Source organism: Lysinibacillus sp. AR18-8, from assembly GCF_001705465.1.
In the GTDB taxonomy this organism is placed as follows: Bacteria; Bacillota; Bacilli; order Bacillales_A; family Planococcaceae; genus Lysinibacillus; species Lysinibacillus capsici.
The window spans coordinates 52,120-66,808 of record NZ_MDGU01000010.1 but is presented as its reverse complement, the minus strand read 5'-3'; the positions used below and the strand labels follow the sequence as shown (position 1 = coordinate 66,808).

Sequence of the window (14,689 nt, the reverse complement as noted above, 5' to 3'; positions counted from 1 at the left end):
TTATCATCTCGTTTCAACTTTTTGTCATTCACATAGGCAAATGCTAAAATCAATATATGTGAGAAAGGCAAAAACATGAACGTATGGTTTTGCAAGCGTCCTAGGAGGTGTTTTCAAGTGAAGAAAAAAATTAGTATTTATGCAGTGTTGATAGTCGTGATTTGTTTTATGATGTTATACCGACTAGACGCGTATATTATGAAACCTGGAAGTGCCTATGATGTCAGTAAATTTGTTACTGTGGATAGTAAAGAGGCAGATAGTGAGGGGTCTTTAAGTTTAATGACAGTTGCTATGCAGCAAGCCACACCATTTTCGTATTTGTGGGCGAAAGTTCAAAAATATCAAAAGCTAATGGATATTGAACAAGTACGAAATCCTTTAGAGGATGATGAGGAATATAATATTCGACAGTTAAAGTTAATGTCTGATTCACAATTTAATGCCAAGTATGTAGCCTTCCAAAGAGCAGGGCTAGAGACAAAGGTTCTTTTTAATGGTGTATTCATATTAAACGTTTTAGACGGAGGAGCTTCGGACGGTATTTTAAAAGCTGGTGATGAAATTGTCGAGGTTGATGGACAAAGAATAACTAGCCAGCAAATGCTTGTGGATCTATTAAAACCTAAGCAGCTTGGCGATAAGGTAACCATTCAATTTATACGTAATGAAGAACAACACCAGGAGACTATTACACTACAGGAAATTCCTAACGCCCAAGAACATAGAGCGGGTTTAGGTATTTCTTATACTGAAAGCAAATCGATTGAAACTAATCCGAAAGTGACGATGAAAACAGAGGATATAGGGGGACCTTCTGCTGGACTGATGTTTACACTTGAAATATTAGACCAATTACTTGATGAAGATTTAACAAAAGGCTATGCAATTGCTGGAACAGGTGAAATGCTAATAGATGGATCTGTTGGAAGAATTGGTGGAATAGACTATAAGGTTATTGCCGCTGATCGTGACGGCATGGAAATCTTTTTTGCACCAGATGATGAAATCTCTCAAGAAATGAAAGCGAAGTATCCAGAGCTAGAATCGAATTATGCAACGGCTGTCAAAACGGCCAAAGAGATTAAAACAAAAATGAAAATCGTTCCAGTGAAGAGCGTTGACGATGCTATCAATTATTTAAAGCAACTTCAACCAAAATAATATAAAGGGATGCTAAAAGGACTTTAGCATCCCTTTTGATGTCTTTAGCAACGAATAGGTGGTGTTTGATAATCCTTCGGCAGCGTAAAATCCTTTGTTCCTTGCTCGATACTTAAATTATAAAGCTCTGCTGCATGTATATCGATAGCTAACATCGCATCATTTGTAGCTGCAACTCGACTGATTAAGGGTAATTCTATATTCTTTTTTTGCTGACCTAAATAAGCTTGTCCTGTCGAACTCATACCCAATAGCCGAATAAAAGAGGGCGAGTTAAAACTTTGAAGCTGCTTTTTGGTAAACCCTGTATAGATATGTGTTATCATCCGTTGAAGGCGGGTCCAAGTATAACGCTTAGATTTTATTTTTTCCATAAAGCTATAAAATGTAGAGCTGCTTTTGGCTGCCTTTACAATTGCGTTTTCTATGCCCTCTGTTACTTCTGCATAACGAGTAAGTTCTGAAGGGGTATGTCTTATAATGGTGAACTGTAATAACGGCCAAAATGTTTCCCAGCTTGCAAATTGGTTATACTTTGTATGCCAGTCTGTTAAATAATCAAAAGTAGCTGTAGGAACAACATTTTGTACACTTTGTAAAGAATTTGTAGAGGCAAGGGCTTTACGTATGCCAGTGGCACTGGCGATCGATGCGTCTTTCTTTAATGCATCATGATATCCTGCTGCAACGCGAGGAATTGTTAATGGTTTAATGTTGCTGTTAAGTGCCCTTGCTGCTTCAAGATAATGAAAGCCCAATATATTATTTGGTTGTGCAAGATCGATGTATGGAGCAGGGTACATCTGAGAAAGCTGTTCATAGGCGTAATGTAGGCTTTTTGGGTAGCTGGCACCTGTTTTAAGGCTGTCTTTAATGAACAGGTCATATTCTGCACGGTGGCTGTCAATCAGCTCGAAAGTGTTTAGAAAGGGCTGTATAGAGCCGTCTTCACTTCCAAAGGCAAAAGAGTTGCAACCAACAGCACTTAATAAGGAAATGGCACCTTTTGCGAAATCTGTAGCAGGTGCTGTACTATAGACATAAGGCAGTTCAATAACAATATCTACACCGCCAGAAAGCGCCATTTTAGTACGTGTCCATTTATCTACCATGGCAGGTTCTCCACGTTGTAAAAATGTGCCGCTCATAACAGCGATTACGAGATCTGCCTGTGCTGCTTTTTTAGCCTGTTCTAAATGATAAGCATGTCCGTTGTGAAAAGGATTATATTCAACAACAATTCCAACTGCTTGCATGCTTCTCCCCCTTATAATTAGTGTCTTTATTTTAAACTGTTAGGAGTAAATACACTTCTCATAGTATATAATTATAGGTGGGTTTTAAAGTGGTGACAAGAAATTATCTTGACATCTATTTTTACACATTATATAATCAACAGTGTTGTCTCGAGGTGATTAAACGAATGAAATGGTCAATTCATCAATTATCTAAATACCGCCAAAACGGGATGCCAATCGATGCCTTTGTCCAGCTGGATGAAGTGATGGAGCGAAACCAGGATATTCGAGCAATTTCGCCCGTTCATGTAAAAGGGCTATGTACTTTTGGTGCATCGCAAATGACATGTCAGTTAACTGTGACAGCAACGTTAACACTACCATGTGCTCGCACATGGGAGGATGTTGAGTTTCCAATTGAAGTTGAGACAGTTGAAATTTTTAGCTGGATTGACGAAGATAAACGAGGAGACGATGACGGAGACATTCACTATATTGACGGTGAAGTCATCGACATGAAACCGGTTCTTGAGGAATTAGTTTTGCTTGAGGTACCAATGCAAGTGTTCAAGGAAGATTCTGAAGGACAAGTGCATGGTGGTAAAAATTGGTCTTATGCAACAGATGAAGACGTAGAGCTACACAAAAAAGCTGACGAACAAAAAGTGGATCCAAGACTAGCTGCTTTAGCTAAGTATTTTGATCAAACAGACGAATAGACGATCTGTAAGGAGGTGCCATCAATGGCTGTACCATTTAGAAGAACTTCTAAAACTGCAAAAAGAAAGCGTCGTACGCATTTCAAATTATCTGTACCTGGTATGGTAACTTGCCCTAACTGTGGTGAGGCTAAATTATCACACCGTGTTTGCAAAGCTTGCGGACAATACAAAGGTAAAGAAGTAGTAAGCAAATAATACAGTGTTTGCTCACTTAAAAGGCTAGTAGAGAGACCATGGCTCTTTACTAGCCTTTTTGTTTGCTTAAAAAGACGGAATATTTCGTTGATTATGAAGTTCTTTACAATAGTGAAATAATTGTGTGATACAATTTATTCATTGTGACAAAGGGGGTAGTAATATGTCTTATACGATTGACAATCATGATGGCATTATGACGTTTACCATTAACCGTGAAGAGAAACGGAATGCTGTCAATGATGAAGTGATGAACGGTCTTCAAGAAGTCATTACATATATTCGTGGGCATGAAGATGTGCGTTTCTTAGTAGTGACTGGTGCTGGCGATAAATCGTTTTGCTCAGGAGGGGATTTATCTGAGTTTCATTCATTGGAAACAGAGGATGAGGCATTTGGTATGTTAAGTAAGATGGGGAAAATATTATATGACCTTGCTACGCTTCCTGTACCAACTATAGCACTTATAAATGGTACTGCTGTTGGAGGGGGCTGTGAGATTGCAACAGCTTGTGATTTTCGTTTAGTAGCTAGCCATGCGAAATGTGGATTTATTCAAGGAACACTAGCCATTACAAGTGGCTGGGGTGGCGGTACATATTTATTTGAACGAGGTTTGCGTCATGATCGTGCGATGAAGATGCTCGTGGATGCGAAGCCTTACCCTGCGCAATTATTATATGAGATAGGATGGGCTATGCGTGTTTTTGAAGGCTCAAAAGAAGATGCCTTGAACGATTTTATTGAACATATGCGAAAAATTCATCCTTCTGTTCATAAAGCTTATAAGGAGATTGAGCTTAGAAAGTGGCGTGAACGAAATATGTATGAGCGTGTGATGGAAGAAGTTCGTACCTGTGCAAAGTTGTGGGAAAGTGAAGCGCACCATCAAGCAGTTAATAATTTCTTGACAAAGAAGAATAATAAGTAATGTATAAAGACAGTGTTGAGAGTAAAAACATCATCACTGTCTTTTTTCATGCAATGATTCTATTTTGCTTGCTTTTGCATATAGTAGTAAAAAATGCGAGGGTGATAGATTATGGAATTGAAAAAAAGAAAAGATCAATGGACAAAGGAAGATGATGAAAGACTAGCAGAAATCGTATTGCATAATGTGCAAAATGGCAAAACACAGCTAGAGGCCTTTGAAATGGCGGCCATAGAACTAGGTCGTACAAAACAAGCGTGTGGCTTCCGATGGAATAAAACATTGCGTGGTCAATATAGTCAGTCACTACTAGCTGTGCGAAATCAGCCCCAACAATCTATGCGAAGTCATTTGAAATTAGCGTTGACAAGTTTTGACGAATTAACGGAGGCTTATCAAACGCTTGAAATGAAGCATCGGGAATTGCAAAATGAGCATGAGAAGCTAGTGAAATGGCTTCAGCAAGGTTATTCATTAATGAAAGATTAAAATTATGATTGCGTGGTTTTTGGAACATGAATTACATTGCTTTTCTTTTATGGACATAAAACCCTTTCTGTATATCGTCAATAATCAGTCTATCCTGTATAATAAAAGAACCTGCGTAGAAGGTGCCTTAGATGTATTCTAAGGCACCTTATTCTTATAGTTTTATGAAAGTATACTATTCAGAGGTGAAGCATCAGATGGGGGTTTTAAAGTCTGCTGTTATAGGAGGCACGCCAAAAAGTGCTCACCCTTTTTCATGGTGTGAATAGTATTGTGTTGCTTCAAAGTATCACAGAGTGTTTTGAGTATTTTGGAATAATATGGATGTGGTGACATCGAGGAACATTGATCAGTAAAGATGGAAAGGGTGTAGACAATGAAAGTAGCGATAATTGGAGCAGGGGCAGTTGGTCAATTAACAGCAAGTTTTTTAGCGGAGTCTAGTGTACCAGTAACGTTGGTTGCCAGAAGGCAGGAACAAGTAATTGAACTAAATGCCAAGAAGTTAACACGTATCAACGTTGATGGGACTAAAACTGTGCATAGGATTGTTGCTACTACAGATTTGGCTAATCTACCAAAACAAGATTTACTAGTGATTGCTGTTAAATACGGACATTTGCAAAAGCTCTACAATCAATTAGCCTTATTCTCAAGTGAAATGCCGTTGCTTTTTATGCAAAACGGCTTAGCGCATTTTGAGGAGGCACTACTCTTGCCACAAAAAAATATCGCCTTTGGTTCAGTGACCTTTGGAGCTCAATTGTTGGACCATTCAACGGTTCAACATAGAGGAGTAGGGCTATTTAAAATAGCAATAGAACGAGGAGAACACCAGGCTTTTCAACAGCTACTACAATTACAACGTTCCTTATTTCCTATTGAATTGGCTAGTAATGCAGAGCAAATGCTTTTTGCAAAAGCGGCACTTAATAGCCTAATTAATCCATTGACAGCTGTATTGCAAGTAAAGAACGGAGAGTTAGTGACTAATCAACAAGCATTTTTACTGCTAGAAAATATTTATCGAGAGCTTACGGAAGCTTTTGAAGATATTGAACACACCATATCTTTTATTGATGTGATAGACTTATGTAGGAAAACGGCCAACAATACTTCATCTATGCTAGCGGATCGTCTGCAGGGGAGAAAAAGTGAAATCGAAACAATTGTTGGTGTCATTCTAAATAAAGCTTTAGCAAACGGTCATAATTTACCTACTTTGCGTACTTTATATCATCAAGTGCTTGCAATAGAGGAGAGCGGTGAAAGAAGTTGAAAGACCTTTTACATATAGTTATTAGTATCATTATTTTTTGTCCAATTGTTCTTTTCGTAATTGTTTATCTGGTTGGCAGGAAAGTTAAAATTCGAGGCACACATGCTTTTGGAGCAGCCTCTGATGTTACGACATTGTGCTTGTTTTTTTCTGTTCCGTTAGCTATTGGTGTGCTTTGGCGTGTGAATGTTGGAGCGCTTTTAGTGATCCTCGCGATAATGATGGCCATGATTTTTACATATATTGATTGGCGGACTAAAAAGGAAATAGAAGTAAAGCCGTTATTAAAGAAAATTTGGCGTTTTTTATTCTTAATACTTAGTACGGCTTACCTATTGATATGTATCGTGGGTGTTATCCAATCCATTATGGAATATTTACAGGTTGTCTAAGCATTTTCTTTTCATGTTGAAGCTTTAAGCGTTAAAATAATAGCATTAAAATAGTTATAAAAATCATTCTATGGGGATGAGAATATGGATTGCATTCATAAACCTTCGTAATTAGAAGGGTAGTTCAGTGATATGAGGAAGTGAACCAGCGCATGTTTTTTTGTACCGAAAGCAAAGTTAGGTATAGAAAATCCTTCTCGAGGGAGAATGATGGCTTTTAAATCGAAATGTCTGCTGCAACATTGTTGCATAAAAGCCGCTAATAGATGCCGCGGATTTTTTTGAGCAATTTGAATGTCAAGGCAACATTGAAAGCCTCATGTGCATAGTATGAATGAAATTCAATTTCTTGTTATGAGTAAGGAAATGATTTAGTGAGTAGAGGAGTTTATGTTAAATGAAACTGGAGTCAATCCAAGTACCTATAAAAAATCATGTACTAGCAGATTACTGGTCGCCAAATACTGCCATTCATCAATTTTTTGAGTATGAATACAATGATCAAGCTTTTGAGAAAAGAGCGGAGCATTTAGCGCGAAATTCCCGTGATCAAAAAGAGTTAACAACAATCATCCGTCAATTTATGGAGCCGCTGGGGTTATCCAAAAAAGCGAATGAACATTTAGAACAACTAGAGCAAGGAGCTATGGTAATAGTTGGTGGACAACAAGCAGGTATCTTAACAGGCCCTCTTTACTCCGTTCATAAAGCTATTTCAGTTATTGCATTAGCGAAAGAGCAAAGTACGAAGCTTCAACAGCCTGTTATTCCTGTTTTCTGGATAGCTGGAGAAGATCATGACTTAGAAGAAATCAATCACACCTATACGGTACATGGGGAATTGCTGAAAAAAAGAGCTTATGGGGAGCGCTCTAGACGTAAAACGATGGCTTCTGCAACAGCCCTCAACAAAGAGTCGATGACGCAATTAATTAATACAATTATTCGTGATATTGGAGAAACAGAGTATACAGAAACGCTGATTAAGCAATTAGTTGACGCATTGAACAATAGTGAAACATTTACAGATTTCTTTGCCTGTCTAATGAATCAATTATTCAAAGAGGAAGGCTTATTATTAATCGATGCCGCTAACTCTGAATTCCGTCAATTTGAACATAAATATTTTGCTCAAATTATTCAATCCAATGAAGAAATTGCTAGAGTAGTAACGGAAAAGGAGCAAGAGCTTGAACGTGCTGGCTATGGTAAGCCTATTTTAGCAACATATGAAGCAGCCAATTTATTTTACGTAGAAGATGGGGAGCGACATCTTTTAGAAAGAAAAAATGATCTGTTTGTTAATTTAGCGGCAAACCTTAAATTTACACAAGAAGAGCTATTAGAAGTGGCGCATAATCATCCTGAACGTTTAAGTAATAACGTAGTAACTCGCCCATTGATGCAGGAGATGACATTGCCAGTATTAGCGTTTGTTGGAGGTCCAGGAGAGCTAGCTTATTGGGCGACACTGAAAAATGCATTTTCAGTGTTAGATTTACAAATGCCGATTTTTGCTCCGCGCCTACATATAACTATTGTCACTCGTCATGTAGAGCAATTATTACGCGAGCATCAACTAACTGTTACTGACGTATGGGAAGGGAAAGCATTACACCTGAAAGAACGTTTTATTGCAGATGTACAGGACAGTGAAGCCAAACGTCAAATTCAAGCTATGCAGCAGTTGTTAGTAGAAAAATATGAAGAGCTAGCCTCCTATTTAGAGAAACAGCATCTGCAATTAGATAAGATTCTTGAGAAAAATCAAGAAAATCATGCGAAGCAATTTGACTATCTACAGCAAAAAATTGAACAAACTGTATTGGGTAAGCATGAAACGACGATTCGTAAATTTATGACATTGCAAAATGAATTATATCCTAATGATGGTTTCCAAGAGAGATCCTTTAATCCGTATCAATATTTCAATGAGTTTGGACCTATGTTAATTACTGAAATGTTGAAGCAAAATTATAGCATCGGTAAACACCACTATTTACTTTATTTATAAAATTAATAAACAGATACTTTTTACCTAAGTAGTAATTTGATATCCTGTAAATTTGATGAATAATGTCGAGATAAATAGTATTTAAAGAGCTATCCTACCAGGGGTGGCTCTTTTTTTGTATCATTTAGCACATGTCAAAAAAATTCCTAAAGGTCTAATTGCACATTAAGTGATAAAATGTCAAGTTTTTTTTAAAAAAAGTGGAGGAAAGTGGGGGGATGTGGTACATTATTTAATAAAGTGGGGTGAGTAGTATGTTCATGGGAGAATATCAACACTCCGTTGATGCGAAAGGGCGATTAATCGTACCGGCAAAATTTCGTGAAGCTTTAGGCGAAACGTTTGTTGTCACAAGAGGTCTCGATAACTGTCTATTTGGCTATCCTATGAATGAATGGCGAAAACTCGAAGAGAAATTAAAAGGTTTACCAATGACCAAAAAAGATACACGAGCATTTGCGAGGTTTTTCTTTTCTGGAGCAACAGAGGTAGAGATAGACAAGCAGGGGCGTATCAACATCCCAACTACCCTTATGCAGCATGCGCATCTAGTAAAAGAATGTGTGGTGTTGGGTGTTTCAAATCGAATCGAGATTTGGGCTAAGGATGCTTGGGAAGCTTACTTTAGTGAGTCTGAACAATCTTTTAATGAAATTGCAGAAAATATGATTGGCTTTGATTTTTAACTTGTAATAGGCATTACAACGTGATAGTTGAATGAGGTTAAGGCCTGAGAGGAGCGAGTGGTATGTTCGATCATACAACCGTGTTATTAAAAGAAACTGTTGATGGGTTGAACATAGATCCTGATGGTGTATATGTGGACTGTACACTAGGTGGTGCGGGACACAGTGAATATCTAGTACAACAATTATCAGATAAAGGCCGCTTAATTTGTTTTGATCAAGATATTACGGCTATTGAAAATGCGAAAATTCGATTAGCACCTTATATAGAGCGTGTTACATTTATCCATTCGAATTTCCGTTACTTAAAAGAAGAACTATTAGCTCATGGCATTAAGCAGGTTGATGGTATTTTATATGACTTAGGCGTATCTTCTCCACAATTAGATACACCTGAGAGAGGCTTTAGTTATCACCACGATGCACCACTTGATATGCGTATGGATCAAACTGCAACACTGACAGCATCAGATGTTGTTAATCAATGGGCATACGAAGATCTTGTTCGTATATTTTTCCGTTATGGAGAAGAAAAATTTTCTAAACAAGTTGCCCGTAAAATTGAAGAGGCTCGAAAAACAGCACCGATTGAAACAACTGGTCAACTTGTAGAATTAATTAAAGAGGGTATTCCAGCAGCGGCACGCCGAAAAGGTGGACATCCGGCAAAGCGCATTTTCCAAGCAATAAGAATTGCTGTTAATGATGAGCTAGGCGCAGCAGAGGATTCATTAGTCGATGCGATTGATATGATTAACGTAGGGGGGCGCATTAGTGTCATTACGTTCCATTCATTGGAGGACCGCCTATGCAAGACAATCTTTAAGGAAGCGTCATCATTACCGGAATTACCGCCAAATTTACCTGTAATTCCTGATGACATGAAGCCAACTTTAAAGCTTATTACACGAAAGCCAATTATTCCTTCTGATGAAGAATTGGCAGTTAATAATCGTGCGCGTTCAGCGAAGCTTAGAGTGGTGGAGAAAATTAACGACAAAGGGCGTGAGTAAATGGCAGCAGTTCGTGTAAGGCAACAGCACCAACATCAACAAGTGCAACAACCGATAACACCACCTAGTCCACAACCCACTATCATACGTCGTAAAAAAACGAACCAGAAGTTTGAAAAGACAATGCTAATTGTTTTAATTGGCATTATTGCTGTACTAGGAATTCTTGTATTAAATAAACAAGCAGCGATTCAAACAACAAGTATAGACATTCAAAAAATCGAATCAGAAGCAGAAGAGATTGCGAAACAGAATGTTGACTTAACGGTTCGTGTAAGTGAACTTTCTACATACGAAAACATATGGAAAAAAGCCAAAGAACTCGGTTTAACTCAAAATGAGAAAAATGTAAAGGTAGTGCCGGGAGAATGAAAAAAAAGAGATTTCGATTCCAATGGGGAGCCTTTCTATTATTAATTTTTTATGGAGGGCTCTTTTTTCTATTATTCACAAGAATGGTGACATTACAGGCTACAGGTGAAGTGGAAGGACAAGAGCTTGCAGCGAGAGCAGCAGCTAAGTATGGTAAGGAAAGTGTAATTACAGCTAATCGTGGGAAGATTTATGATCAAAATGGACAAGTAATTGCAGAGGATACATTGAGTTATCGAATGATTGCCATTGTAAGCGAAAAGGCTACAACAGATCCAAAGAATCCTCGACATGTAGTGGATTCGGAGAAAACGGCAAAAGTACTAGCGAAATATATTCCAGCGATGAAGGAAAAGGAAGACGAGATTGTTAAAAAATTGAACAATCGATATAGAAGTGATGGTGAACCTTTATATCAAGTTGAGTTTGGTAGCGCAGGCCGTGGCATTAGTCACGAGGTCATGAGTAAAATAAAGGAAGAAAAATTACCAGGAATTCTCTTTGTGAGTGACTTAAAACGGTATTATCCAAATGGTGTATTTGCCTCTCATTTAATTGGCTATGCTCTCAAAAAAGATAATGAAGATGGCACGGTTACAACCAAGGGAGAAATGGGTCTAGAATATACGTATGATAAAGAATTAACAGGCGTTAATGGCAAGGTGGAATATGAGACAGATGCTTTCCGCTATTTGCTTCCAAACAGTGAGAAAATGATTACACCTGCAAAAAATGGGGACGACATTTATTTAACACTTGATAAAACAATCCAAAGCTTCTTAGAGGAAGCAATGACAAAGGTTGAACAGGAATATAATCCTGAGTCGATGACCGCGGTAGTAGCAGATCCGAAGACTGGAAAGATTTTAGCAATGTCACAGCGTCCTACATTTAACCCAGAAACACGTGAAAGTCAAAATATGAAGTGGCTGAATGAGGTGATTGAGGAAACAATTGAGCCTGGCTCGACGATGAAAACTTTCACGCTTGCTTCAGCTATCGATACGGGAAAATGGACACCGAATGATTGGTTTATGTCAGGTTCATATACAGTATTTGACCGTACGATTCGAGATCACAATAGATATGGTTGGGGTCCAATCACTTATTTAGAAGGTTTTCAACGCTCTGCCAATACTGGTATGGCCCATTTATTAACTAAGATTGGCGATGACGTATTTATTGATTATCTAGACCGCTTTGGTTTTGGGCACAAAACGGGAATTGATTTACCGAATGAAGCAGCGGGTACTATTTTATCGAAGTACCCTATTCAACGAGTAACAACAACTTACGGCCAAGGTTCAACAGTAACACCTATTCAGTTAATCCAAGCGATGACTGCTATTGCGAATGATGGCAAGATGATGCAACCGTATGTTATCGACCGTATTGTTGATTCTTCTACAGGGAAAATTATTCAAAATCATGAGCCTGTTGAAAAAGGACAGCCGATTAAAGCTGATACAGCGAAACAAGTACGAGAAATCCTAGCTTCAACATTAACATCAAAACATGGGACAGCGAAGGATTTTATATTGGAGGATTATGAGGTTGCAGGGAAAACGGGGACTGCCCAAATTCCGAAAGCTAGTGGTGGATATCTTTCAAACCAATACCTTTATTCATTTTTAGGCTTGGCTCCTGTAGATGATCCACAGCTAATTGTATATGTCTCAGTGAAAAAACCTAAGCTGAACAATGAGCTTGGATCTGTACCAGTATCGAAAGTCTTTAATCCAGTTATGTTAAATAGCTTAAAGCACCTTAATATCAACCCAGACGATGTTCAACATGTCAATAAAGTCAGCATTCAGGACTTTACAGGTCAAAGTGCTGAAGCGGTTGAAGTAGAATTAGCCAATGATGGTTTACAACCAATTGTTGTTGGTAGTGGTGGTAAAATTATTGAACAATATCCATCGAACACTCAAAAGCTGGTAAAAGGTAGTTTTGTATTTTTAAAGACAGATGGCGAGGTAACATTGCCAGACTTTACGAATTGGTCATTACGTAATTTACTAGTCTTCAAATCTATGACTGGACTAGAGATGGAAATATTCGGCGAAGGTTTTGTAGCAAGTCAAAGCGTTTCAGCTGGAACCGTCATCACTGATAGTTCCCCGATTGTTGTTAAGCTCAAAACACCTGCTGAAAGCTTTGTACAAGACGTTGAAGCTGCCTCTGAGGGTGAAGTTGAAGAAGTAGAGGATGAATAATACTGAATAGAAGTCCACTTTATTTCATACGTTGTAAAAAACAAGGTGTGATGTCGAATGAAGTGGATTTCTATCCATTCTAAAAAGCGTTTACGTATTTTATATGTGTTATTTATGTGTGTAGCAGTGGCAATTGTTGTTAGGTTGTTCTTTTTGCAAGTGTTAGATCAAAAAGAATTGACTACTAAGGCAGAGGAGAACTGGGACAGGGAAATTCCATTTGCGAATGAACGAGGGCATATAACAGATCGAGATGGAGAGAGTATTGTAACTAATAAGCTAGCGCCTACTTTATATTTCATGCCTTCACAAAGTGATGATATTGAAGGAGCTGCTGAAAAAATTGCCCAGGTTCTAGAAGTGGATAAAGCGAAGCTATTAGAGAAAATGCAAAAAAAAGCGTACTTAGTGAAACTAGCACCTGAAGGCAAAAATATACCTTATGAAAAAGCAGTAGAATTACAAGGCATGCAAATTGAAGGATTGTATAGTGGTGTTGATTATTCTAGGGATTATCCTTATGGCACGCTATTATCTCGATTTTTAGGTTTTACGGGGTATGATGCCCAAGGATTAGCTGGGATTGAATATGAATATGATAAATTTCTGCAGGCTAATTCTTCTGCTATCCGTCTCTTTACAGATGCAAAAGGTAATAATTTACCTAATGTTTCAAGTGCTTGGAAAGCAGGAGAAGATGGTGCTACGATCGAGCTAACAATTGACGTTGATGTACAGCAAGTCGTAGAGCGCGAAATATCGCAAGCAATGAAGCGCTATGAAGCTGACCAAGCACTAGCTATTGCGATGAATCCAAACACTGGCGAAATTTTGGCATTAGCCTCTTATCCTACTTTCCACCCAGCGGAATATCAATTAGTAGAGCCAGCCATCTACAATCGAAATTTACCTGTATGGATGACGTATGAGCCCGGTTCTACTTTTAAAATTATTACCCTTAGTGCTGCGTTGGAAGAAAACTTAGTGGATTTGGAGCATGAAACCTTTTATGATCCAGGTTATACGATGGTGGCGGGAGCAAAGCTTCGCTGTTGGAAACGTGAAGGACATGGGCATGAAACCTTTTTAGAGGTGGTTGAGAACTCCTGTAACCCAGGCTTTATAGAATTAGGTCAGCGTCTAGGCAATGAGCGATTACTACAATATATTAAAGACTTTGGTTTTGGAAAAAAGACAGGGTCTAATATAGCTGGTGAAGCATCGGGTATTTTATTTTCTAAGGATGCCTTTGGCCCTGTTGAGCAGGCCACCACTTCATTTGGGCAAGGGGTAGCCGTGACACCTATTCAACAAGTTCAAGCAGTAGCTGCTGCCATAAATGGAGGCAAGCTTTATACGCCATATGTTGTGAAAAAGGTATTTAATCCAAATACAGGTGAAGTCATACAAGAAACGCAACCAGTTGTTAAAAATCAGGTAATTCGTGAAGAAACCTCTGCTAAGGTTCGAGGTGCTTTGGAATCAGTAGTAGCGAATGGTTCAGGTCGACAAGCCTTTCGAGATGGACTGCGAATTGGTGGTAAAACTGGAACAGCGCAAAAAGTTGAAAATGGCCGTTATAAAAGTGGAGAATACATCGTATCCTTTATTGGCTTTGCACCAGCAGACAATCCGCAAATTGTTGTCTATGTAGCTGTTGACAATCCGAAAAAGACAACCCAGTTTGGTGGTGTTGTAGCAGCGCCTATAGTGGGGCAAATTATTGAGGATGTTGCGCCTTTTGTAGGTATTGAAAAATCGAAGGAACAACTGGAAAAGGATTATCGTTATGGTGACCCAATTACTGTGAAGGTACCGAATTTTATTGGTCAAACAAAGGATGATATTGCCAAGCAGTTTTATCCATTCCGTATTGAATGGCATGGAGAAGGGACTAAAATTGGTAATCAATTACCTGAAGTGGATAGTGTTATCAAACAAGATGGTACCATTCATTTATATTTGGAGAACTAAA

The 14,689-nt window shown here is 38.4% G+C and carries 14 protein-coding genes; 13 read left to right on the top strand and 1 reads right to left on the bottom strand.

Features of this window, described 5'->3' with window-relative positions; all coding sequences use genetic code 11:
- Positions 1-117: 117 nt before the first annotated feature.
- A complete protein-coding gene (locus BFM98_RS09350) occupies positions 118-1,164 on the top strand; it encodes a SepM family pheromone-processing serine protease (protein WP_048394679.1) in 1,047 nt (348 codons plus the stop codon).
- 44 nt (positions 1,165-1,208) lie between these two features.
- Here BFM98_RS09350 and BFM98_RS09345 read toward each other — a convergent pair whose 3' ends face one another.
- Positions 1,209-2,420: a nucleotidyltransferase gene (locus BFM98_RS09345; protein ID WP_066037196.1), complete on the bottom strand. Its 1,212-nt coding sequence runs from the start codon at positions 2,418-2,420 to the stop codon at positions 1,209-1,211.
- Between the two features lie 167 nt (positions 2,421-2,587).
- On the opposite strand from BFM98_RS09345, the gene BFM98_RS09340 reads away from it, so the two are divergent.
- The 12 genes from BFM98_RS09340 (at position 2,588) to BFM98_RS09285 (ending at position 14,688) form a co-directional block, all read left to right on the top strand.
- Entirely contained in the window at positions 2,588-3,121 is a 534-nt protein-coding gene (locus tag BFM98_RS09340) for a YceD family protein (protein WP_004224818.1), read from the top strand.
- A gap of 24 nt (positions 3,122-3,145) precedes the next feature.
- Positions 3,146-3,319: a 50S ribosomal protein L32 gene (rpmF, locus tag BFM98_RS09335; RefSeq protein WP_004224819.1), complete on the top strand. Its 174-nt coding sequence runs from the start codon at positions 3,146-3,148 to the stop codon at positions 3,317-3,319.
- Positions 3,320-3,482: 163 nt separating this feature from the next.
- Complete coding sequence (locus BFM98_RS09330) at positions 3,483-4,250, top strand: enoyl-CoA hydratase/isomerase family protein (RefSeq protein WP_016992547.1); 768 nt, start codon at positions 3,483-3,485, stop codon at positions 4,248-4,250.
- A 111-nt stretch (positions 4,251-4,361) separates the two neighbouring features.
- Positions 4,362-4,739, top strand: coding sequence for a transcriptional regulator (locus BFM98_RS09325; RefSeq protein ID WP_004224822.1), 378 nt, complete (start codon positions 4,362-4,364; stop codon positions 4,737-4,739).
- Between the two features lie 376 nt (positions 4,740-5,115).
- Entirely contained in the window at positions 5,116-6,018 is a 903-nt protein-coding gene (locus BFM98_RS09320) for a ketopantoate reductase family protein (protein WP_066037195.1), read from the top strand.
- Positions 6,015-6,410, top strand: coding sequence for a DUF3397 domain-containing protein (locus BFM98_RS09315; RefSeq protein ID WP_066037194.1), 396 nt, complete (start codon positions 6,015-6,017; stop codon positions 6,408-6,410). The genes BFM98_RS09320 and BFM98_RS09315 overlap by 4 nt, the downstream gene beginning before the upstream one ends.
- Positions 6,411-6,807: 397 nt before the next feature.
- Positions 6,808-8,424, top strand: coding sequence for a bacillithiol biosynthesis cysteine-adding enzyme BshC (gene bshC / locus BFM98_RS09310; RefSeq protein WP_066037193.1), 1,617 nt, complete (start codon positions 6,808-6,810; stop codon positions 8,422-8,424).
- Positions 8,425-8,678: 254 nt separating this feature from the next.
- Entirely contained in the window at positions 8,679-9,110 is a 432-nt protein-coding gene (gene mraZ, locus BFM98_RS09305) for a division/cell wall cluster transcriptional repressor MraZ (protein WP_048394670.1), read from the top strand.
- 62 nt (positions 9,111-9,172) lie between these two features.
- A complete protein-coding gene (gene rsmH, locus BFM98_RS09300; RefSeq protein WP_066037192.1) occupies positions 9,173-10,123 on the top strand; it encodes a 16S rRNA (cytosine(1402)-N(4))-methyltransferase RsmH in 951 nt (316 codons plus the stop codon).
- Complete coding sequence (ftsL, locus tag BFM98_RS09295; protein WP_004224836.1) at positions 10,124-10,495, top strand: cell division protein FtsL; 372 nt, start codon at positions 10,124-10,126, stop codon at positions 10,493-10,495.
- Complete coding sequence (locus tag BFM98_RS09290) at positions 10,492-12,714, top strand: penicillin-binding protein (protein WP_066037191.1); 2,223 nt, start codon at positions 10,492-10,494, stop codon at positions 12,712-12,714. Before ftsL ends, BFM98_RS09290 begins: the two co-directional genes overlap by 4 nt.
- A gap of 57 nt (positions 12,715-12,771) precedes the next feature.
- Positions 12,772-14,688 (top strand): stage V sporulation protein D, encoded by a 1,917-nt coding sequence (locus BFM98_RS09285; protein ID WP_048394665.1) that lies wholly within the window; start codon positions 12,772-12,774, stop codon positions 14,686-14,688.
- Position 14,689: the final 1 nt, after the last annotated feature.

Excerpts from the sequence above, each read along its gene's own strand:
- BFM98_RS09345 (WP_066037196.1), bottom strand. The coding sequence starts at position 2,420 with ATGCAAGCAGTTGGAATTGTTGTTGAATATAATCCTTTTCACAACGGA.
- BFM98_RS09340 (WP_004224818.1), top strand. The coding sequence starts at position 2,588 with ATGAAATGGTCAATTCATCAATTATCTAAATACCGCCAAAACGGGATG.
- rpmF (WP_004224819.1), top strand. The coding sequence starts at position 3,146 with ATGGCTGTACCATTTAGAAGAACTTCTAAAACTGCAAAAAGAAAGCGT.
- BFM98_RS09330 (WP_016992547.1), top strand. The coding sequence starts at position 3,483 with ATGTCTTATACGATTGACAATCATGATGGCATTATGACGTTTACCATT.
- BFM98_RS09325 (WP_004224822.1), top strand. The coding sequence starts at position 4,362 with ATGGAATTGAAAAAAAGAAAAGATCAATGGACAAAGGAAGATGATGAA.
- BFM98_RS09320 (WP_066037195.1), top strand. The coding sequence starts at position 5,116 with ATGAAAGTAGCGATAATTGGAGCAGGGGCAGTTGGTCAATTAACAGCA.
- bshC (WP_066037193.1), top strand. The coding sequence starts at position 6,808 with ATGAAACTGGAGTCAATCCAAGTACCTATAAAAAATCATGTACTAGCA.
- mraZ (WP_048394670.1), top strand. The coding sequence starts at position 8,679 with ATGTTCATGGGAGAATATCAACACTCCGTTGATGCGAAAGGGCGATTA.
- rsmH (WP_066037192.1), top strand. The coding sequence starts at position 9,173 with ATGTTCGATCATACAACCGTGTTATTAAAAGAAACTGTTGATGGGTTG.
- ftsL (WP_004224836.1), top strand. The coding sequence starts at position 10,124 with ATGGCAGCAGTTCGTGTAAGGCAACAGCACCAACATCAACAAGTGCAA.
- BFM98_RS09290 (WP_066037191.1), top strand. The coding sequence starts at position 10,492 with ATGAAAAAAAAGAGATTTCGATTCCAATGGGGAGCCTTTCTATTATTA.
- BFM98_RS09285 (WP_048394665.1), top strand. The coding sequence starts at position 12,772 with ATGAAGTGGATTTCTATCCATTCTAAAAAGCGTTTACGTATTTTATAT.